The 18,005-nt window shown below is 32.9% G+C and carries 25 protein-coding genes; all 25 read left to right on the top strand.

Features of this window, described 5'->3' with window-relative positions:
- Window positions 1–4 precede the first annotated feature (4 nt).
- The 25 genes from BUB32_RS04420 to BUB32_RS04295 all read left to right on the top strand — a co-directional run bounded on the left by BUB32_RS04420 (window position 5) and on the right by BUB32_RS04295 (window position 17,889).
- Window positions 5–1,069 (top strand): M24 family metallopeptidase, encoded by a 1,065-nt coding sequence (locus tag BUB32_RS04420; RefSeq protein WP_072967788.1) that lies wholly within the window; start codon window positions 5–7, stop codon window positions 1,067–1,069.
- A gap of 18 nt (window positions 1,070–1,087) precedes the next feature.
- Window positions 1,088–1,645 (top strand): elongation factor P, encoded by a 558-nt coding sequence (gene efp / locus BUB32_RS04415; RefSeq protein ID WP_042832943.1) that lies wholly within the window; start codon window positions 1,088–1,090, stop codon window positions 1,643–1,645.
- 47 nt (window positions 1,646–1,692) lie between these two features.
- Entirely contained in the window at window positions 1,693–2,154 is a 462-nt protein-coding gene (locus tag BUB32_RS04410; protein WP_003868440.1) for a CD1247 N-terminal domain-containing protein, read from the top strand.
- 306 nt (window positions 2,155–2,460) lie between these two features.
- Window positions 2,461–2,748: a hypothetical protein gene (locus BUB32_RS04405; RefSeq protein ID WP_072967785.1), complete on the top strand. Its 288-nt coding sequence runs from the start codon at window positions 2,461–2,463 to the stop codon at window positions 2,746–2,748.
- Entirely contained in the window at window positions 2,738–3,265 is a 528-nt protein-coding gene (cobO, locus tag BUB32_RS04400; RefSeq protein WP_072967783.1) for a cob(I)yrinic acid a,c-diamide adenosyltransferase, read from the top strand. The genes BUB32_RS04405 and cobO overlap by 11 nt, the downstream gene beginning before the upstream one ends.
- Window positions 3,266–3,447: 182 nt before the next feature.
- The gene (locus tag BUB32_RS04395; RefSeq protein WP_072967778.1) at window positions 3,448–3,645 is read left to right on the top strand and encodes a hypothetical protein; all 198 of its coding nucleotides are present in this window, start codon (window positions 3,448–3,450) and stop codon (window positions 3,643–3,645) included.
- Between the two features lie 161 nt (window positions 3,646–3,806).
- The gene (locus BUB32_RS04390) at window positions 3,807–4,049 is read left to right on the top strand and encodes a FeoA family protein (protein ID WP_072967775.1); all 243 of its coding nucleotides are present in this window, start codon (window positions 3,807–3,809) and stop codon (window positions 4,047–4,049) included.
- A gap of 1 nt (window position 4,050) precedes the next feature.
- Entirely contained in the window at window positions 4,051–4,293 is a 243-nt protein-coding gene (locus BUB32_RS04385; protein WP_072967773.1) for a FeoA family protein, read from the top strand.
- Window positions 4,294–4,322: 29 nt separating this feature from the next.
- A complete protein-coding gene (gene feoB / locus BUB32_RS04380; protein WP_072967771.1) occupies window positions 4,323–6,368 on the top strand; it encodes a ferrous iron transport protein B in 2,046 nt (681 codons plus the stop codon).
- Window positions 6,369–6,612: 244 nt separating this feature from the next.
- On the top strand, window positions 6,613–7,215 hold the full coding sequence (locus BUB32_RS04370) for an HD-GYP domain-containing protein (protein WP_072967766.1): 603 nt from the start codon (window positions 6,613–6,615) through the stop codon (window positions 7,213–7,215).
- A 272-nt stretch (window positions 7,216–7,487) separates the two neighbouring features.
- Window positions 7,488–8,573: a YibE/F family protein gene (locus BUB32_RS04365; protein WP_072967764.1), complete on the top strand. Its 1,086-nt coding sequence runs from the start codon at window positions 7,488–7,490 to the stop codon at window positions 8,571–8,573.
- Window positions 8,574–8,736: 163 nt separating this feature from the next.
- Window positions 8,737–9,735, top strand: a complete 999-nt coding sequence (spoIIIAA, locus tag BUB32_RS04360) for a stage III sporulation protein AA (RefSeq protein ID WP_072967762.1) — start codon at window positions 8,737–8,739, stop codon at window positions 9,733–9,735.
- Window positions 9,732–10,244, top strand: a complete 513-nt coding sequence (spoIIIAB, locus tag BUB32_RS04355) for a stage III sporulation protein SpoIIIAB (protein ID WP_072967760.1) — start codon at window positions 9,732–9,734, stop codon at window positions 10,242–10,244. The genes spoIIIAA and spoIIIAB overlap by 4 nt, the downstream gene beginning before the upstream one ends.
- Before the next feature lie 12 nt (window positions 10,245–10,256).
- The gene (spoIIIAC, locus tag BUB32_RS04350) at window positions 10,257–10,454 is read left to right on the top strand and encodes a stage III sporulation protein AC (RefSeq protein ID WP_003868788.1); all 198 of its coding nucleotides are present in this window, start codon (window positions 10,257–10,259) and stop codon (window positions 10,452–10,454) included.
- An 8-nt stretch (window positions 10,455–10,462) separates the two neighbouring features.
- Window positions 10,463–10,849, top strand: coding sequence for a stage III sporulation protein AD (gene spoIIIAD, locus BUB32_RS04345; protein ID WP_072967759.1), 387 nt, complete (start codon window positions 10,463–10,465; stop codon window positions 10,847–10,849).
- A gap of 11 nt (window positions 10,850–10,860) precedes the next feature.
- Window positions 10,861–12,018, top strand: coding sequence for a stage III sporulation protein AE (gene spoIIIAE / locus BUB32_RS04340; RefSeq protein ID WP_072967758.1), 1,158 nt, complete (start codon window positions 10,861–10,863; stop codon window positions 12,016–12,018).
- Between the two features lie 8 nt (window positions 12,019–12,026).
- On the top strand, window positions 12,027–12,593 hold the full coding sequence (gene spoIIIAF, locus BUB32_RS04335) for a stage III sporulation protein AF (protein WP_072967757.1): 567 nt from the start codon (window positions 12,027–12,029) through the stop codon (window positions 12,591–12,593).
- Window positions 12,594–12,612: 19 nt separating this feature from the next.
- Window positions 12,613–13,194 (top strand): stage III sporulation protein AG, encoded by a 582-nt coding sequence (spoIIIAG, locus tag BUB32_RS04330; protein ID WP_072967756.1) that lies wholly within the window; start codon window positions 12,613–12,615, stop codon window positions 13,192–13,194.
- 18 nt (window positions 13,195–13,212) lie between these two features.
- Window positions 13,213–13,758, top strand: coding sequence for a SpoIIIAH-like family protein (locus BUB32_RS04325; RefSeq protein ID WP_042832958.1), 546 nt, complete (start codon window positions 13,213–13,215; stop codon window positions 13,756–13,758).
- Between the two features lie 99 nt (window positions 13,759–13,857).
- Window positions 13,858–14,262 carry an Asp23/Gls24 family envelope stress response protein gene (locus BUB32_RS04320; RefSeq protein ID WP_072967755.1) on the top strand — a complete coding sequence of 135 codons (405 nt, stop codon included), beginning with the start codon at window positions 13,858–13,860 and terminating at the stop codon, window positions 14,260–14,262.
- 98 nt (window positions 14,263–14,360) lie between these two features.
- Complete coding sequence (nusB, locus tag BUB32_RS04315) at window positions 14,361–14,783, top strand: transcription antitermination factor NusB (protein WP_042832960.1); 423 nt, start codon at window positions 14,361–14,363, stop codon at window positions 14,781–14,783.
- Complete coding sequence (locus BUB32_RS04310) at window positions 14,773–15,606, top strand: bifunctional 5,10-methylenetetrahydrofolate dehydrogenase/5,10-methenyltetrahydrofolate cyclohydrolase (RefSeq protein ID WP_072967754.1); 834 nt, start codon at window positions 14,773–14,775, stop codon at window positions 15,604–15,606. The genes nusB and BUB32_RS04310 overlap by 11 nt, the downstream gene beginning before the upstream one ends.
- Window positions 15,587–16,792 (top strand): exodeoxyribonuclease VII large subunit, encoded by a 1,206-nt coding sequence (gene xseA / locus BUB32_RS04305; RefSeq protein ID WP_072967753.1) that lies wholly within the window; start codon window positions 15,587–15,589, stop codon window positions 16,790–16,792. Before BUB32_RS04310 ends, xseA begins: the two co-directional genes overlap by 20 nt.
- The gene (gene xseB / locus BUB32_RS04300; RefSeq protein ID WP_003868778.1) at window positions 16,785–17,012 is read left to right on the top strand and encodes an exodeoxyribonuclease VII small subunit; all 228 of its coding nucleotides are present in this window, start codon (window positions 16,785–16,787) and stop codon (window positions 17,010–17,012) included. Before xseA ends, xseB begins: the two co-directional genes overlap by 8 nt.
- Window positions 17,005–17,889 (top strand): polyprenyl synthetase family protein, encoded by an 885-nt coding sequence (locus BUB32_RS04295; RefSeq protein ID WP_072967752.1) that lies wholly within the window; start codon window positions 17,005–17,007, stop codon window positions 17,887–17,889. Before xseB ends, BUB32_RS04295 begins: the two co-directional genes overlap by 8 nt.
- Window positions 17,890–18,005: the final 116 nt, after the last annotated feature.

Below are 18,005 nucleotides of genomic sequence, written 5' to 3'. Positions count from 1 at the left end.
AATCATGAATAAAAGATTACAAAATTTGAGAGAATTGATGAAAGAAAAAGATATAGAAGCATTTGTTATTTACAAATTTGTCAATGTTACATATATTACTGGATTTACTGGAGATGACAGCGTAGCTCTTGTGACCCACGATAAAGCTATTTTTATTACAGATGGAAGATATACTGAGCAAGCTCAAAAAGAAGTTAAAGATTTTGAAGTTGTCGAGCACAAAACTGGCATAAAAGAAGTTTTAAAAGAATATATTAAAACATTGGAGATAAAGAAACTAGCTTTTGAAGAAAATATTTCTTATGGACAGTATAAGGAATTAAAAGAGTTTTTAGAGATTGAGCTAATACCACAGGCTAATTTGGTAGAGACTTTGAGAGTGGTAAAAGATGAAGAAGAAATAGAAAACATAAAAAAAGCACAAAATATTACTGACAAGGCTTTTGAGCATGTGTTAAATTTCATTAATGTAGGAATGACAGAAAAAGAAGTAGCTTTAGAATTAGAGTACTTTATGAAGAAACAAGGAGCTGAAGACCTATCTTTTGATACGATTGTAGCTTCTGGAAAAAGGTCTTCTCTTCCTCATGGAAAAGCTTCTGAAAAAGTGATAGAAAAAGGTGATTTTGTCACAATAGATTTTGGATGTAAAGTAGGTGGCTATTGTTCTGACATGACAAGAACAATAGTGATGGGGAAAGCTAATGAGAAGCAAAAAGAGATATATAATATAGTTTTAGAAGCACAGCAAAGAGCGATAAATAATTTAAAAGCAGGACTTATGTCAAAAGAGGCCGATTTGTTAGCAAGGTCTGTTATTGAAGAAAAAGGTTATGGACAGTATTTTAGTCACTCTTTAGGACATGGAGTAGGGCTTGAAGTTCATGAAGCTCCTAGCTTATCCTCCAAAAAAGAAGAAATTTTAAAAGAAGGGGCAATTGTTACCGTAGAACCAGGTATATATATTCCCGATTTTGGTGGCGTAAGAATTGAAGATATGGTATTATTAAAACAAGATGGTGTTATAAATTTAACTAAATCACCGAAATATTTAATTGAATTAAACTAAAGCGATGGAGGGATTTTTTTGATAGCAGCTGGTGATTTCAGAAAAGGAGTAACTATTGAGGTTGACGGACAAGTTTTTACAGTTGTGGATTTTATGCATGTTAAACCAGGAAAAGGTGCAGCTTTCGTGAGGACAAAACTTAAAAATGTTATGACAGGGGCTGTAATAGAGAAAACTTTCAGCCCAACAGAAAAGTTTGAAGAAGCAGTTATAGAAAGAAGAGAGATGCAGTATTTGTATAATGATGGAGAACTTTATTATTTTATGGACACAGAAACTTATGAGCAAATTCCTTTAAATTATGATAAAGTTGAGGACGCAATTAAATACATAAAGGAAAATATGATTGTTACAGTAAAGTTCTATAAAGGCGAAGCCTTTTCTGTTGAGCCCCCTACTTTTGTTGAGCTGGAAGTTGTAGAAACGGAGCCTGGATTTAGAGGAGATACTGCAACGGGTGGCTCTAAACCGGCAACTGTAGAAACTGGTGCTGTCATACAAGTCCCATTGTTTATAAACGTTGGAGACAAAATAAAAATTGACACTCGAACCGGAGAATATTTAGAGAGGGTATAAACGCAGCAATTTGTCAAATACTATTTTGTAAAGGAGGTATGTGGAATATGGAATACTTAAATGAAAGGGTTTCCTACTTAAGAGGGTTAGCAGACGGCTTAGGGATAGATGACAGCACAAAAGAAGGTAAAATAATTTTAGCAATTTTAGATACTCTAGAGGATTTTGCAGATGCTATAAATGAGCTGGAAGCTTCCCATTCCGAATTAGATGATTATGTGGGAGAAATAGATGAAGACCTTTCTGAAATTGAAAACCACATATATGGTGATGAGGACTATGAGGATGAGGATGACGACTATGACTATGATTATGACGATGATGAGGAATATGAGGATGAAGACGAGGATTATGAAGAGTATGTAGAGGTAGAATGTCCTAATTGCCATATGTTGATGAGTGTGGAAGAAGAGCTTCTAGAAGATGAAGATGCTGAGTTGGTATGTCCTCATTGCAATGAAACCCTAAAAGTAAAAAATTTGAAAATTGTAGATGATGATGAAGATTAATTTAAAAATGTCCACTAATTAGTGGTTTAATAGGTATGGGACTTGGGTTTATAACAACACACCATTTTATTTAACTTTTAATCCAAATTTGCAAACATTTTGTAAACATCCATAAATAAAAAGTAAAAAAGCCGAGGAAATTTTTTATTGAAGAAATTCCTCGAGCTTTTTTACTATCTAATAAAATATGTGAATATAAATCTGTTGCAATATTTATTTGTGAGTGTCCTAATTGCTGTGTAGTGGAATAACTCTCATACTTTCCATACTTTTAAAAAAGATAAAAACTTTTTAGGAGGAAGGAAAATGGAGGGGAAGGGGAAGAGAAGAAGAGTCGGTTTTGTTTTTGGTACATTTGGCCCAGGCTATAGGAGTGTGATCAGGAGACCTCTTAGGAAAATTATTACTTACGGTTTGGGAGTAGGATTACTGTGGAACACCGAAAAGAGATATGGCAGAAGGCTTTCTTCTAGGCTAATGTCTTTTGTAAAAGGAAGGAGCAGAAAATATTTGCGCTATGCAGAGGTTACTTTGACACAGCTTTATAATTACCTGGTGAGTAAAAGAAAAGAAGGGGAGAAAGGTGAAGGATAGAAAAGGGCTTGTTATGGTATATACTGGTTACGGAAAAGGGAAGACTACGGCTGCTTTGGGGCTTGCTTTAAGGGCGATTGGACATGGACAAAAAGTTTATATGATTCAGTTCATGAAAGGAAGTCAAAATTACGGGGAGATAAAAGCCTCAAAATATCTTCCAAATTTTGAAATTGTTCAAAAAGGAAGAGATGCTTTTGTGAAAAAAAATGAACCTCTTCCGGAGGATTTAAAGCTTGCAAATGAAGGGTTAGAGCTTGCAAAGAGAGTTATTTCTAGTGGAGAATACGATTTGGTGATACTGGATGAAATAAATGTTGCTGTAGACTATGGATTGATAAAAGAAGAAGATGCATTAGATTTAATAGAGATAAAACCTTCATGGGTTACACTTGTTTTAACTGGCCGTTATGCGCATGACAGGATTTTAGAAAAGGCTGATATGATAAGTGATGTGAAAGAGGTAAGACACCACTATCAGAATGGGGTTGAAGCTCAAGAGGGTATAGAGTATTGATCTGGTGGGAAAATAGATAAAAGAATGCTTCTATCTACAAGTTTGTTGACAAACTAAGGCACGATTTAGTGCCTCAGACTGTAGACAAACTTTCGTAAAGGAGATATTTTGCATAAGAAGCGACTTGTGACAAAGCGGTAACAAAACTTAGCAAGACCGAGGGTGGAGGCAGGGCCGAAGCCATGGATGGCGAAGGCGGGCACCTTAAGGCAAGGAGGCCGATTGTGCCCGGTACCCTGCCGGAGCGCGAAGGTCGAGCTTTAGTTTTGTCGCTTTGGAACATCGGAGCGACGATGCAAAATATCTCCTTTGAATATTTTTTTAACTTTGTCAACAAACTAAGGCACGATTTAGTGCCTTTTTATATTGACTTAAAGTAAAATGTATGATAAGCTTTCATATAGATAATGAGAAATATTATCAATATCATTTGTAATTTATTTTCAATTTATTTCAAAAATACATAATTGTTTATGGAAAAATCCTGATCCAAGTAGTTTATTAATTAAAACAAATAAATCATACGAAAGGAGGAAGAAAAGTGGAGCCTCAAAGTAGGACTACATTAGACAAGTTGCCAATAGGCACCAAAGCAAAAGTTGTTAAAATTGTGGCTAAAGGAGATTTAAGGAGAAGGCTTACAGACATGGGAGTCATTCTAGGAACTGAATTGAGAATAGAAGGAGTTGCACCTTTAGGAGATCCAATAGAAGTTACCGTGTTGGGCTATCATTTAAGCCTTAGAAAGAGTGAAGCAACTTTGATAGAAGTAGAGGTGATGTAGATTGATAGGGAAAAAAGGAGTAATAGTGCCATTAGCCATGCTTCCAGTAGGAAAGAATGCTGTTATTGTAAATGTTGTTGGAGGAGAAGGCATCAGAAGAAGGCTTACGGAACTGGGGCTAAGTAGAGGAGCTGTTATACGAGTAATAAAAAAAGACATAGGGCCTCTTATTATAGCATTAGATGAAAGCAGAATGGTTTTAGGCTTTGGAATGGCTCAAAAAATTATGGTGGAAGAAATATAAAAGAAATATAAAAAAGAAGGAGGATAAGGATGGGAGAGGTGTCTACATCGCAGGTAAGAAAGGAGATTGTAATAGCTTTAGCTGGAAATCCTAATTCAGGTAAGACAACTTTATTCAACGATTTGACTGGCTCAAGGCAACATGTAGGGAATTGGCCAGGGGTTACAGTAGAGAAGAAGGAAGGGAAATTAAAATTTGAAGGTGTAGATATCAATGTTGTAGACCTTCCTGGTATCTATAGTTTAGGAGCTTATACAGAAGATGAGGTTGTAGCTCGCAATTTTATCATTTACGATAGGCCAGATGTGGTGGTAAATGTAGTTGATGCTACTAATTTAGAGAGAAATTTATATTTGACGATGCAGCTTTTAGAAATGAATGCTAATGTGATAATAGCGTTAAACATGTATGACGAGGCAAAAGCTAGAGGCATTCAAATAGATATAGAGAAACTATCAAAACTTTTAAAAGTACCCGTTATGCCTACTGTTGCGACAAAGAATGTAGGGACAAAAGAGCTTTTACAGGCTGTTTTAAAAGTTTATGAAAGCAAAGGAAAAGAAGTTTATAAGATTGACTATGGGAAAGAGATAGAAGAAGAAATTGATAAGTTAAAAAAATTGATTGAGAAAGAAGAAAATTTAACAAAAAGATTTTTGGCACGCTGGCTGGCTGTAAAACTATTAGAGAAAGATGAAAACATCATAAAAGAGGTGGAAAATTATAAAGATATTTTGTTTCAATTAGAAGAGAGCAGCAAGTATTTAGAAGAGGTATTGGGAGAAGATACTGAAATTATTATAGCTGACAAAAGATACGGTTTTATATCTGGTATTATAAAAGAATGCGTAAAAAAACACTATACAGTAGAAGACAGGTACACCATTTCCGATAAAATTGATAAAATTGTTACAAATCGATATTTAGGGATACCCATTTTTCTACTGGTAATGTGGGGAGTTTTTCAGCTTACTTTTGCCATTGGAAATCCTTTGGTAGGTTGGATAGAGATATTTTTTGAGTGGTTGGGGAAAGTTATAAATACTGAGTTAGCAAATATTGGAACACCAGAGATGGTTGCTTCTTTTATAACTGACGGGCTTATAGGCGGTATAGGTTCAGTTCTTGTATTTATACCTCCAATATTTCTATTGTTTTTTGCCATATCTATTTTAGAAGACAGTGGATATATGGCTCGTGCAGCTTATGTGATGGACAGGTTAATGAATGCACTTGGTTTACATGGAAAGTCTTTTATTCCTATGATTATAGGTTTTGGGTGTAATGTGCCAGGTATAATGGCTACAAGGACATTAGAAAACAAAGAAGATAGGCTTACAACTATTTTGATAAATCCGTTAATGTCCTGTACTGCTAGGCTTCCTGTTTATGTGTTATTTGCTGGGGCGTTTTTCCATGCAAATCAAGGATTGGTAGTCTTTTCAATATATTTATTGGGAATTGTTCTTGCAATAATAGTAGCAAAATTGTTAAAAAAATACCTTTTTAAAGGGAAAATTTCCCCTTTTGTTATGGAGTTGCCTCCTTACAGAATTCCTACTTTAAAAGGGCTGTTTATCCACATGTGGGAAAGAGGAAGTGAGTTTGTTAAAAAAGCAGGTACGATAATTGTGAGTGTTGTAATATTTATATGGGTACTTTCGAATTTACCTATTGGAGTGGAATATGCCAGTGAAAACAGCTTAATAGGCCAAATAGGGTCTTTGATTGCACCAATTTTAAAGCCAGCTGGTTTTGGAAAGTGGGAAGCGGCAGCAGCCCTTATATTTGGCATTTTGGCAAAAGAAGTAGTTGTTGGAACTTTTGGAGTTGTATATGGAGCTGAAGGTGCTGCACTAACAGAGGCAATCCGCCAAAACTTTACTCCACTTTCTGCGTATGCCTTTATGGTAATGACCTTGATTTATATTCCTTGTGTTGCAACAATTGGAGCTATTAAAAGAGAAACAAATTCGTGGAAATGGACATTTTTTGCAGTTGGATATACTCTTGTGTTGGGATGGCTTATGGCTGTGATTGTGTATCAAGGAGGAAAACTTTTAGGGTTTAATTGATTTTGAAAGGATAGATTTGTATGTTAGAAATAACTGTTTTAAGTTTAATTGGTGTTTTATCTGGCTTTGTAATCTATAAAGAGTTAAAAAAACAACTCAGCTTGAAGTTATGTACACATTGTTCTAATTGCAAGAATTCTTGCAGCAACTGTCCTGTAAAAAATATGGAGTATACACTCTCAAGAAGCAATCCCAATTTGTGAGGGGATTGCTTCTTTTAGAATTTAACCAAGGAGGAAAAATGATGTTTGGAAAAACAAATAAATTTTATCATGATATTGTTGAATGTTTGATAGCAGCATTAGAAGCAAGAGATGTCTACACAAAAGGGCATTCTACAAGAGTTGCTGATATGACAGAAGATTTAGCACAAAAAATAGGACTTAGAGGTAAAGAACTTGAAAAAATCCATATTGCTGCTCACTTGCATGACATAGGTAAGATTGGCATTTCAGATCAAATATTAAATAAAAAAGGTAAGTTATTGAATCATGAATTTGAGATTATAAAAACTCATCCTATAATAGGTTATAATATTCTTAGCAGATCCAGTAGACTTAGAGAAATTGCTAAAATAGTTCTTTATCATCATGAACGCTGGGATGGTAAGGGATATCCTGATGGATTAAAAGGTTTAACTATACCTTTGGGAGCAAGAATAATAGCTATATGTGACAGTATAGATGCCATGGCTTCCAAGAGACCTTATAGAAGCCCTCTGGATTGGCAAGAGATAAGAGAAGAAATTATTTCTAATAAAGGTACACAGTTTGATCCGGCATTAGTGGATGAAATAGATGAAATGTTGTGGGATAAATGGAGAAAGATGTATCTAAATAGTTATTGACATATGTCAATAAAGGATATATATTTAAATTGAACATATGTTTGAAATTTGGTGATTTATTATGAATGCTATTAAAATTTCAAAAATGATTTAATGACTTTTTTAGTAAGGGCTTTGAAAACAAGTGGATTCGTAATATATTTGTGATAATTATGTGATATCTTTATGGTAAATTTGTGTGATAAGTTGGAAAACATGAGCAAACCGGTTAATCCGATAGACTGGTTAAAATAGGCGGTCTTAAGAGCTGATTTATAGTGAGGTATCGTTAAATGACTTATTTAAATCGATTCTTGTACAAAAATTTTTTATTTATTTTATTGGTATTATTATTCTTTCCTATAACTGTTCATGCAATGCAAGAAACAGATACAGCAATTGTACTAAAAGCCGGTCCTTTAGAAGGAGTTTCTCCTACTTATCAAATAGTAACTCTTAAAGTAATAAGTGGTAAATACAAAGGAAAAATCTTTACAATAAAAAACGAGACGGTAGGAAATTACGCATATGATATAGTTCTAAAGAAGGGGGATAAAGTTTCTGTTTATATACGGGAGCAAAACGGACATATAGATGTGTTTATTCTAGATTATATTCGTGAAAATTATATTTTATATTTAACTGTATTTTTCTTAATATTACTAATTTTAGTAGGTAGAGCAAAAGGAGTAAAGGCAATTTTCACATTAATTTTTACTATATTTGTAGTTATAAAAATTCTTTTACCTGCTATTTTGCTTGGATATAATGCTATATTTGTGACTATAGTTCTTTCCACAATAATTATTCTTTTTTCTATGTTTACTATAGCAGGAATTAATAATAAAAGTATTTCTGCTGTTATAGGAACAATTGGAGGAGTATTATTAGCAGGTTTTATAGCTTATTTTATAGAAAATAAGATGGGATTAACTGGTTTTAGTAGTGATGAGATAGCAGAATTGATGATGAATATACCACAGCAAATTGACTTTAAAAATTTGTTATTTCCAGGAATCGTTTTGGGAGCTTTAGGTGCAATTATGGATGTAAGTATTTCTATAGCTTCTGCAGTAGATGAGCTTAGTCAAGTCAATAAAAACTTAACGGTAAAGGAATTATTTTCAGCAGGTATGAATATTGGAAGAGATATAATAGGCACAATGGTAAACACATTAATTCTGGCATATGCAGGAAGTGCAATAGCCTTGTTTTTCTTATTTGTAATGTATCAAAGTTCTCTAAATGAGATAATTAATTTGGACATAGTAGCTAATGAAATTATTCGTTCTTTAGCAGAAAGTAGTGGGCTTATTATTTCGGTGCCTTTAACTGCATTAGTAGCAAGTATTTTAATAAAAAAAGATAAGTCTAATTGAGTAAAGTAACCCAAAAAGCTTATTTTCAGGTACTTTTAAAACTTATTAATGGTAATTAAAAATACATAAAAAGTAAATGGCCCAACTAGAAGTTAGTGGGCATTTTTTTATTCATAAATATTTAGCCTTATAAATATAATTTTACAAGGGGAGGGACAGGTATATGAACACAAGAAAAAATTTTGAGGAAGTACTTTATGCTCTTCCTCCGTCAGTAAGAGAGGTAATTATAAAAATTCCTGATGACCTGTTACAAGAAGTAGAAGAAATACGCCTTAGAGTAAATAGACCTCTCACAGTTTATTTAAAAAATGAAGAAAAGTTTGTGTCAAAAGAAGGGAATATTTCTCTTTCACCTTCTTTGGCCTATATTGTTACTTCTGAAGATTGTGAAAAAGCCTTTCAATTAATATCTAAATCTTCTCTTTATGCTTTTGAAGAAGAAATAAGAAATGGATATATTACTTTAAAAGGTGGTTACAGAGTAGGTATAGTTGGAAAATGTGTATTAGAAAATGGTTATATAAAGACTTTAAAGAATATTTCTGGATACAATTATCGAATATCAAAAGAGATAATAGGAGTGGCAGAGGGAATATTAAAATATTTAACTACTCCTTCTAAAGACATATATAACATTTTAATAATCTCACCTCCTCAATGTGGCAAAACAACTCTCTTAAGAGACATTACAAGATGGATAAGTAATGGAATAGATTTTTTGGGATTTAAAGGTAAAAAAGTAGGCATAGTAGATGAGAGGTCAGAAATTGCCGGCTGTTACAATGGTATACCTCAAATGGATGTGGGAATTAGGACTGATGTGTTAGATGGATGCCCTAAGGCTTATGGCATGATAATGCTTATAAGGTCTATGTCTCCAGAAGTAGTAGTGACAGATGAGATAGGTAAAAAAGAGGATATAGAAGCGATTCATGAAGTGCTGAATACTGGTGTTAAGATTATAACTACAGTTCATGCAAATGACATTGAAGACCTTATGAAAAAACCTGTTTTAAAAGACGTTATTTCTTTAAGATATTTTGAACGTTATGTAATTTTAAGCAATCGTTTAGGGGCAGGTACAGTAGAAAAAATATTAGATGATAATTTTAATACTTTGTTTAAAGGGCCCTATAGGAGAGGAAGGACTGAAAAATGAAATTACTTGGAATAGTTTTAGTTATTTTTTCTACCAGTAGTTTGGGGTATTTGTTTGCTTTGAAATATAAAATGAGGCATTGGATACTTAAAAGCATGATATCTTCATTAAATCTTTTTAAAATAGAAATCACATATTCAAAAGATCCTTTAGGAGAAATACTCATGACAATTTCTCGCTCCTCAGATAAAACTGTAAAATTTATCTTTTCTAAGACAGGAATGATATTATCGCAAAATGAGGGTTATACTGCAGGAGAAGCTTGGGAGATAGCTTTAAATGAGTGGAACAATGACTATCTTAAAAAAGAAGATGTAGAAATTTTGAGGTCTTTTGGGTATGGACTTGGCAATTCTGACATATACAATCAAGAAAAAAATTTTGATTTAGCCATTGAGCTTTTAAAAAGACAACTTAGTAATGCAGAAGAAGAGAGTAAAAAGAACGAAAAGCTGTACAAAAATATTGGAGTTTTAGCAGGACTGGCGATAATCATATTGTTTTTATAGAGGAGGATTATAATGAACATAGATATAATTTTTAAAATTGCGGCAATTGGCATTCTGGTAACAGTATTAAATCAAGTATTAATCCGTTCAGGGCGAGAAGAGCAAGCAATGATGGTGACACTGGCAGGAATAGTAGTGGTTTTAATGATGGTGATAAATATGATAAACAATTTGTTTAATGCAGTAAAAACAATATTTCAACTTTATTAGGTGATAGAATGGAAATATTTCAAATTGTTATTTTAGGAATAGTGGTTTTGGTTATTTTGACAGTTCTAAGAGAAACAAATCCTGAAATGGCAATAATTTTAAGTTTGGTAGCCGGAGTCATCATCTTTATGATGATTCTTCCAAAACTCAGCGCAATTGTAGAAGTATTGAATACTCTTGCTAGAAAAAGTAGACTTGACAATATTTATTTTATGACAACTTTAAAAATCATTGGTATAGCTTACATAACAGAATTTGGAGTTCAACTGTGTCTTGACGCAAATGAAAAAAATTTGGCTTCTAAAATAGAGATAGCAGGAAAGATAATCATAATTTTTTTATCAATACCTATAATTGTTGCATTGATGGAAACAATTCTTTCAATAATGCCGTGAGGTGTAAAAGATTGAAAAAGGTACTTTTTGTGATTTTAATGATTATGATTTTATTAACAACTGCCAGAGCGGATACGGGACAACAAGATATAGAAAGCCAATTGAAAGGTATTGACACTTATCAGATTGACCGCTTTGTAAAAGAAGCTAATCAAAAAAATGGCAATATATTTCCCTATGTTGATATAAAAACTTATATACGAGATGTGATATCAGGAAAACAACCTTTTAATATAAAGGAACTCTTTGAAAATTTATTAAAATTGTTTTTCAAAGAATTATATTCCTCTGTAAGACTTTTAACACAACTTTTAATTTTGGCTGTAATTGGCGGTATATTAATGAATTTACACGGTTCCTTTGAAAATGAAAATATAAGTGAGATTGCTTTTTTAGCGGTTTATATAGTTTTTATTTTAATAGGGGTTAAAAGCTTCACAGAAGCTTTAGGAATTGGCAAAGAAGCAATTGACAACATGGTGGACTTTATGCAATCAATGCTACCGGTACTTATAACTTTACTTGTCTCAGTAGGTGCTTTTACCTCTGCAGCATTTTTTCACCCTGTTGTCATTGTGACAGTTGAGTTTATAGCTCATCTGATGAGGGATTTTATATTGCCTGTTATTTTGCTCATGACAGCTGTAAAAATTGTAGGAAATATTTCTGAAAAATTTAGCTTGAATAAAATGGGGGATTTTTTTAAGACTTTGTCTACAGCTTCTATTTCAATTTTATTGAGTATTTTTTTAGGAGTAATAACTATACAAGGTTTATCTTCTTCAATGGCAGATGGAGTAATATCGAGAACAGCGAAATATACAGTAGGTGCTTTTTTGCCAGTGGTAGGAGGGCTTTTGTCTGATAGTGTCGATGCAATTATAGGGGCATCATTATTGATAAAAGGAGCAGTAGGCACTTATGGGCTTATAACGATAGTGATAATTTCTGCAGTGCCTTTAATAAAGCTTTTTTCTCTTATCATCATTTATCGCTTTGCAGCAGCAGTGATTGAGCCAATCTCAGACAAAAGGATAGTAAATTGCCTTTCAGAGGTGGCAACTTCTTTAACTTATATTTTTGGGGTATTGGCTTCTGTCACTGTGATGATGTTTTTTACAATAACAGCTATTATAGGGACTGCTAATATTACTACTATGCTGAGGTAGGTGAAACAATGGAGTTTTTAAAAGATTGGATAGCACAGATAATTTATATTGCAATTCTTTCGATAGTTTTAGAACTTTTAGTTCCTTCCTCTAGTTTAAAAAAATATGCTAAAGTTGCGATAGGGTTTGTAATTATGATTACTATCTTAAATCCCTTGATAAATTTTTTAAAAGGAGGAGCAAATATAGAAGCCTACGTATTTAAAAATGATTATTTTTTAAAAAACGTAAATATTGAGCAAATCTCAAAAGAAGCGGAAAAACAGAGGAATAACCTAATTGTGGCAGAATACAAGAAAAGGCTGATTGAACAGATTAAAGAAAAGCTTTTAAATCTGTATGAAATTGAGGGAGTGGAAGTAGATGTTTCTTTTATAGAAAACATAAACGACAAAGAGTTTGGAAAAATTAAAGAAATAACCTTATCTTTTAGAAATGCGAGAAGGGTTTCTCAAGGTTCAGGGAAAATAGCAAAACCGATAGAAGATAAAAAATTTAACTATGAAGAAATTAAAAAAACAATAAGTGCATTCTATAATGTACCACTAAAGAATATATCTATAAATGAGGAATAAATTGAAAGGAGGTACTTGAGTGGATTTTAATAAACTTAAAGATAAATTTTTAAAAGATAATAAAAAGTTGGTTGAGAATTTGACTGTTATCTTTTTAATAGGTTTAATTTTGTTAATAGGTGCGAGTACTCTTTCAAGACCTCGCCCTTCAAATAACAACGAAAATAAGGAATTGGTTTTAGCTCAAAAAGAAAGTAATACTGAAGATTATGCTCAAAAATTAGAAAAAGATTTAAAAAATATATTGTCAAGAATTGAAGGTGTGGGAAATGTTGAAGTCCTCATAACACTAAATTCAGATGAAGAGGTAGTAGCAGCAATGGATGTGGTAGAATCCAGTACTACTACAAATGAAAAAGATAGTAATGGAGGAATAAGAGAAACCATTCAAACAGAATCAAACAACAAAGTAGTAACTTCTCAAGATACCTCTGGCCAAAATACTCCTATTGTATTAAAAAGAATAATGCCAGAAATAAGGGGAGTGATTGTGGTTGCTGATGGAGCAAAAGATCCAAGATTAAGATACGAACTTTCTTCGGCAGTTCAAACTGCTTTAGGGATTCCTGCCTATAAAGTAAAGGTAATATCTTCAAAATAAGAATGAGGAGGAGTTTTTATGGTCTATATGAGAAAAAAGCTTATAGCGATTATATCCCTTGTCTTGCTAATTGCTATTGCTTTTGTTTTAAACTATGGGTATACCAATAAAAAAGAAGAAGCTGCTAAAAATGGGTACAGTCAGAATTCACAAGTTATTCAAACAAGTACTTCTTCTGCAAAGGAAACTAGTACAGAAAAAGATAAACTTTTCACTGGAATATTTACTACTTATAGAGAAGAAAGAGAAATAAATAGAAGTAGAAGTATTGATGCTTTAAAGGAAATAGTAGAAAATAAAAATACCAGTGAAGCGACAAGAGACGAAGCTCAAAGGCAAATAATAAAACTTACAGAAATAACAAATCAAGAGATGATAATAGAAAATTTGATAAAAGCTAAGGGGTTTCAAGATGCAGTTGTGATGATAGATAATGGAATAGTAAATGTAATTGTACAGGCAGATAAACTGTCAGAAGAAGAAGTGGCACAAATTGTAGATATTGTCTCCAGGCAGACAGGAGTCTCATTAGATAATATAAAAATTATGACGAGGCTGGAATAAGAAAACTTAATTGTTTTTGTAACTACAATTATGATATAATTTATTTGACAAATATTTATTTTCTCTAAAAAATTTTTGATTTTTAAGGGGGTGAAATTTATGGAAGAAAATGTAAATTCAAATGAAAATCAAGAGTTAGGAACTATTAAAATCTCTGAAGAAGTAGTTAGTGTAATTGCAGGCTTGGCGGCAACGGAAGTACCTGGAGTAACTGGAATGAGCGGGGGAGTCGTAAACGGACTTTCTGAAATGTTAGGAAGAAAGAATCTAGGTAAAGGTGTAAAAGTAGAGCTGGGAGAAAAAGAAGTATCAATAGATTTGTATTTAATTGTAGATTATGGTGTTAGAATTCCAGAAGTAGCTTGGAATGTACAAGAAAATGTTAAAAATGCTGTAGAAAATATGACAGGATTAAAAGTTGTTGAAGTCAATATTCACGTTCAAGGGGTAAATATGGATAAGGAAAATAAAAAACAACAGCAAGTTAAAGAAGAGGAAAATTAAAATATCTACTTAAACTAACCCTCTGCTAGACAGAGGGTTAGTTTAAGTAGAGTTATGGTACAATATATGTAAGAAGTAAAATTCAAGGAGTTGGGACAATGAACAGAACTGAAGCCAGGGAATGGATTGTAAAAATGCTTTATCAATACGACGTTTCAAGGTTACCTATAAGCAAAATATTTGAGAATTTTTATAAGGAAAACGACCCAGGCGAACAAAAAGAGTATATAGAAAATACCGTAATAGGGGCTATTGAACATTTAGAAGAAATTGATAAGGAAATAGAAAAATACTCTCAAAATTGGGCTCTTAATCGCATGCCCAAAATAGATTTGGCTATTTTAAGGTGCAGCATTTATGAGATGCAATACGGGAATATTCCTGTAAATATTTCTATAAACGAAGCAGTAGAAATAGCTAAAAAATACAGTACTGAAGATTCTCATGTGTTTATAAACGGTTTATTGGGAGCGTTTGTAAGAGATAAAGGATTGGAGGAAGGAGAATCAAATGATAATTGATGGTAAGGAGATTTCCAAAAAGATAAGAGAAGAGGTAAAAAGAGAGATAAAGGAGTTTGGTTACAAGCCCAGATTAGCGATATTGATGGCTGGAGATGATGAGTCTTCAAAGGTTTATGCAAACTCTAAAGTTAAAGCTTGCGAAAATGTTGGGATTGAGGCTGAAATCTATTATTTTTCAGAAAGTGAAGAGTCGAAGTTTTTTGACACCTTAAAGTTTTTAAATGAAGATAAAAATACCCACGGCATAATGATAGAAATGCCTCTTCCTAAAAACTTTAATGCCGAGTTAGTTTATGATACTATAAACCCTTATAAAGACGTTGATTGTATATCTAATTATAATATGGGAAGGCTTTTTGCTGGAAAACCTCTTTTTGTTCCTTGTACTCCCAAAGCAATTTTACATATTCTAGAAAGTATTGATACTCAATTTGAGGGAAAACACGCAGTTGTAATAGGCAGAAGCAATATTTTAGGAAAACCTGTAGCTAAGCTTTTATTGGATAAAAATTGTACAGTTACGGTATGCCATTCAAAGACAAAAGATTTGGCTTATTATACTAAACAAGCAGACATTTTGGTGTTGGCAGCCGGAAAAATGAATTTGGTAAAGGGAGATATGATTAAAGAAGGGACAATTCTTATAGATGCAGGTATAAACGTTTACGATGGAAATATATATGGAGACGCGAATTTTGAATCTGTAAAAGACTTGTGTTCTTATGTAACACCAGTTCCAGGAGGAGTTGGGCCTGTGACGACAGCTATGATACTTAAAAACACCCTGGAGGCTTTTAAATATGCAATTAAAAGCACTTAACGTCAGTGAGATAACGGACTATATCAAGAGAATGATGGACAATGATATAATTTTGAGAAATGTCCGAGTAAGAGGAGAAATCTCTAATTTAAAATATCACAGCACTGGAATATATTTTACTTTAAAGGATGAAGTAGCTTCTTTAAAGTGTGTGATGTTTAATGAATATAGTAGACTTTTAAATTTTACTTTGCAGGACGGTATGTCGGTGATTGCTACAGGTAGAATAACAGTTTATGAGAAAAGCGGTACTTATCAGCTTTATGTGCAGTCTATTCAATCGGAGGGTATTGGGGCTTTATACCTTGCTTTTAATAAGCTTAAAGAGAAACTGGAAAAAGAAGGACTTTTTGATTCTGATAAAAAGGAACCTATCCCTAAACATCCTAAAAAAATTGCTGTGGTGACTTCTCCAACAGGGGCTGTAATACGAGATATAATAACAATTTCGAGAAGGAGAAATCCAACAGTAGACATTTTAGTGGTTCCTGTTTTGGTGCAAGGAAGCTCAGCCGCCAATGAAATATGTAATGCTCTTCAAATTTTGAACAAAAGGGAAGACATTGATGTAATTATTTTAGCAAGGGGTGGAGGTTCATTAGAAGAAATTTGGCCTTTCAATGAAGAAAAAGTGGCAAGATGTATTTATGCATCTCGCATACCAGTTGTTTCTGCTGTAGGCCATGAGACAGACTTTACTATTTCTGATTTTGTGGCGGATTTGAGAGCTCCTACCCCTTCTGCAGCTGCTGAAATTGTAGTACCAGACATAAAAGTTTACCAAAGGGAATTGTTTTTATTAAAAACGAAATTATTAACATTGATGACTGCTGAATTAAATCGCAAGAAAAAAGAATTTGAAGGGCTTAAAAGGGCTTTGTATCTTAATAGCCCCATTAAGAAAAGTGAAATTTTAAGGCATAAAGTTGAAAATTTAACAGCCTCTTTATACAATGAAATGCTTTCTATATACCAACATAAAAGAAATGATTTTTTAATTTTAGCAGAAAAGTTGAATTCTTTGAGCCCTTTAAAAGTGCTTACAAGAGGTTATACAATTGTTTTAAATAAACAAGAAAAGGTTGTTTCCTCCGTGAGAGAAACAAAACCTTATGATGAAATAAAAATCTTATTTAAAGACGGCAAAGCTAAAGCGATTGTACAAGAGGTGAAAGAGAATGAATGAGGAATTGACTTTTGAAGAAGAAATGATGAGATTAGAAGAAATTGTAAATACACTAGAAAAAGGAAATTTAATGTTGGAAGAGTCTTTTAACTTATTTAAAGAAGGTGTTGAAATTTCTAAGAGATTAGAAAAAAGGTTAAGTGAGGTTGAAGGAAAGATAACCCTTCTCATCAACGAAAATGAAGAAATTGATTTTAAAGAGGAGGAAAAGGATGTTTAAAGAAAAGTTAAGAGAAAAACAACAGCTTGTTGAGAAAGAACTACACAGAATACTTGATATAGATGAAAAACCAGAGATAATTTATGAAGCAATGAGATATAGTGTGTTTGCGGGAGGGAAAAGGTTAAGACCAGTTTTATGCCTTTCTTCTTGTGAGCTTTTAGGAGGAGATATAAAAAAAGCTCTTCCTGTAGCTTGTGCGATTGAACTTATTCATACTTATTCTCTGATTCACGATGACCTTCCAGCCATGGATAATGATGATTTAAGAAGAGGAAAGCTCACAAATCACAAAGTTTATGGAGAAGCTATAGCAATTTTAGCTGGTGATGGACTTTTAAATTTAGGGTATGAAGTGTTAGTAAGACATGCTTTAGAACATCCTGAAGATTATGAAAGAATATTGAAAGCTACCAATGAAATTGCGACAGCCTCAGGATGTAAAGGAATTATTGGTGGGCAAGTGGTAGATATACTTTCACAAAACACAGAGCTTACCTATGAAGAATTAAAATTCATTCATGAACACAAAACAGCGGCTTTGATAGAAGCCTCTGTTTGTGCAGGAGCTTACATTGCTGGTGCTACAGAAGAAGATATTCATGCCTTAAGGGAATATGCCCGCTTAATAGGTTTTGCCTTTCAAATAAAAGATGATATATTGGATGTAATAGGAGAAGAGGAAAAATTGGGTAAAAAAGTAGGTAGTGATAAAGAAAAAGGCAAGTTTACTTTTGTCAATATCTTTGGATTAGAAAAATCTCATGAGATGGTTGTAGAGCTTACACAGAATGCTATAAAGATTTTAGATAGGTTTGGAGAAAAAGCGCTCTTTCTTAAAGAATTGTCTAATTATTTAATTGAGAGAGTAAACTGAAGAATAAAGGAGTATTGACAATACTTTTCAAAGGGAATGAGTTTTTTGATATTTAAGGGAATGTAGCAACCTTTTAACGACTTTGTAGAGGTTTGATATTGTCTTTTTTATTATGT

Source organism: Thermoanaerobacter uzonensis DSM 18761, assembly GCF_900129115.1.
Taxonomy (GTDB): domain Bacteria; phylum Bacillota; class Thermoanaerobacteria; order Thermoanaerobacterales; family Thermoanaerobacteraceae; genus Thermoanaerobacter; species Thermoanaerobacter uzonensis.
The sequence above is the reverse complement of the archived record's forward strand: the minus strand, read 5'-3'. Positions and strand labels throughout refer to the sequence as shown.

Coding starts and splice junctions, on each gene's coding strand:
- BUB32_RS04420 (WP_072967788.1), top strand. CDS start 5: ATGAATAAAAGATTACAAAATTTGAGAGAATTGATGAAAGAAAAAGAT.
- BUB32_RS04410 (WP_003868440.1), top strand. CDS start 1,693: ATGGAATACTTAAATGAAAGGGTTTCCTACTTAAGAGGGTTAGCAGAC.
- BUB32_RS04405 (WP_072967785.1), top strand. CDS start 2,461: ATGGAGGGGAAGGGGAAGAGAAGAAGAGTCGGTTTTGTTTTTGGTACA.
- BUB32_RS04395 (WP_072967778.1), top strand. CDS start 3,448: ATGGATGGCGAAGGCGGGCACCTTAAGGCAAGGAGGCCGATTGTGCCC.
- feoB (WP_072967771.1), top strand. CDS start 4,323: ATGGGAGAGGTGTCTACATCGCAGGTAAGAAAGGAGATTGTAATAGCT.
- BUB32_RS04370 (WP_072967766.1), top strand. CDS start 6,613: ATGTTTGGAAAAACAAATAAATTTTATCATGATATTGTTGAATGTTTG.
- BUB32_RS04365 (WP_072967764.1), top strand. CDS start 7,488: ATGACTTATTTAAATCGATTCTTGTACAAAAATTTTTTATTTATTTTA.
- spoIIIAA (WP_072967762.1), top strand. CDS start 8,737: ATGAACACAAGAAAAAATTTTGAGGAAGTACTTTATGCTCTTCCTCCG.
- spoIIIAB (WP_072967760.1), top strand. CDS start 9,732: ATGAAATTACTTGGAATAGTTTTAGTTATTTTTTCTACCAGTAGTTTG.
- spoIIIAC (WP_003868788.1), top strand. CDS start 10,257: ATGAACATAGATATAATTTTTAAAATTGCGGCAATTGGCATTCTGGTA.
- spoIIIAD (WP_072967759.1), top strand. CDS start 10,463: ATGGAAATATTTCAAATTGTTATTTTAGGAATAGTGGTTTTGGTTATT.
- spoIIIAF (WP_072967757.1), top strand. CDS start 12,027: ATGGAGTTTTTAAAAGATTGGATAGCACAGATAATTTATATTGCAATT.
- BUB32_RS04325 (WP_042832958.1), top strand. CDS start 13,213: ATGGTCTATATGAGAAAAAAGCTTATAGCGATTATATCCCTTGTCTTG.
- BUB32_RS04320 (WP_072967755.1), top strand. CDS start 13,858: ATGGAAGAAAATGTAAATTCAAATGAAAATCAAGAGTTAGGAACTATT.
- nusB (WP_042832960.1), top strand. CDS start 14,361: ATGAACAGAACTGAAGCCAGGGAATGGATTGTAAAAATGCTTTATCAA.
- BUB32_RS04310 (WP_072967754.1), top strand. CDS start 14,773: ATGATAATTGATGGTAAGGAGATTTCCAAAAAGATAAGAGAAGAGGTA.
- xseA (WP_072967753.1), top strand. CDS start 15,587: ATGCAATTAAAAGCACTTAACGTCAGTGAGATAACGGACTATATCAAG.
- xseB (WP_003868778.1), top strand. CDS start 16,785: ATGAATGAGGAATTGACTTTTGAAGAAGAAATGATGAGATTAGAAGAA.
- BUB32_RS04295 (WP_072967752.1), top strand. CDS start 17,005: ATGTTTAAAGAAAAGTTAAGAGAAAAACAACAGCTTGTTGAGAAAGAA.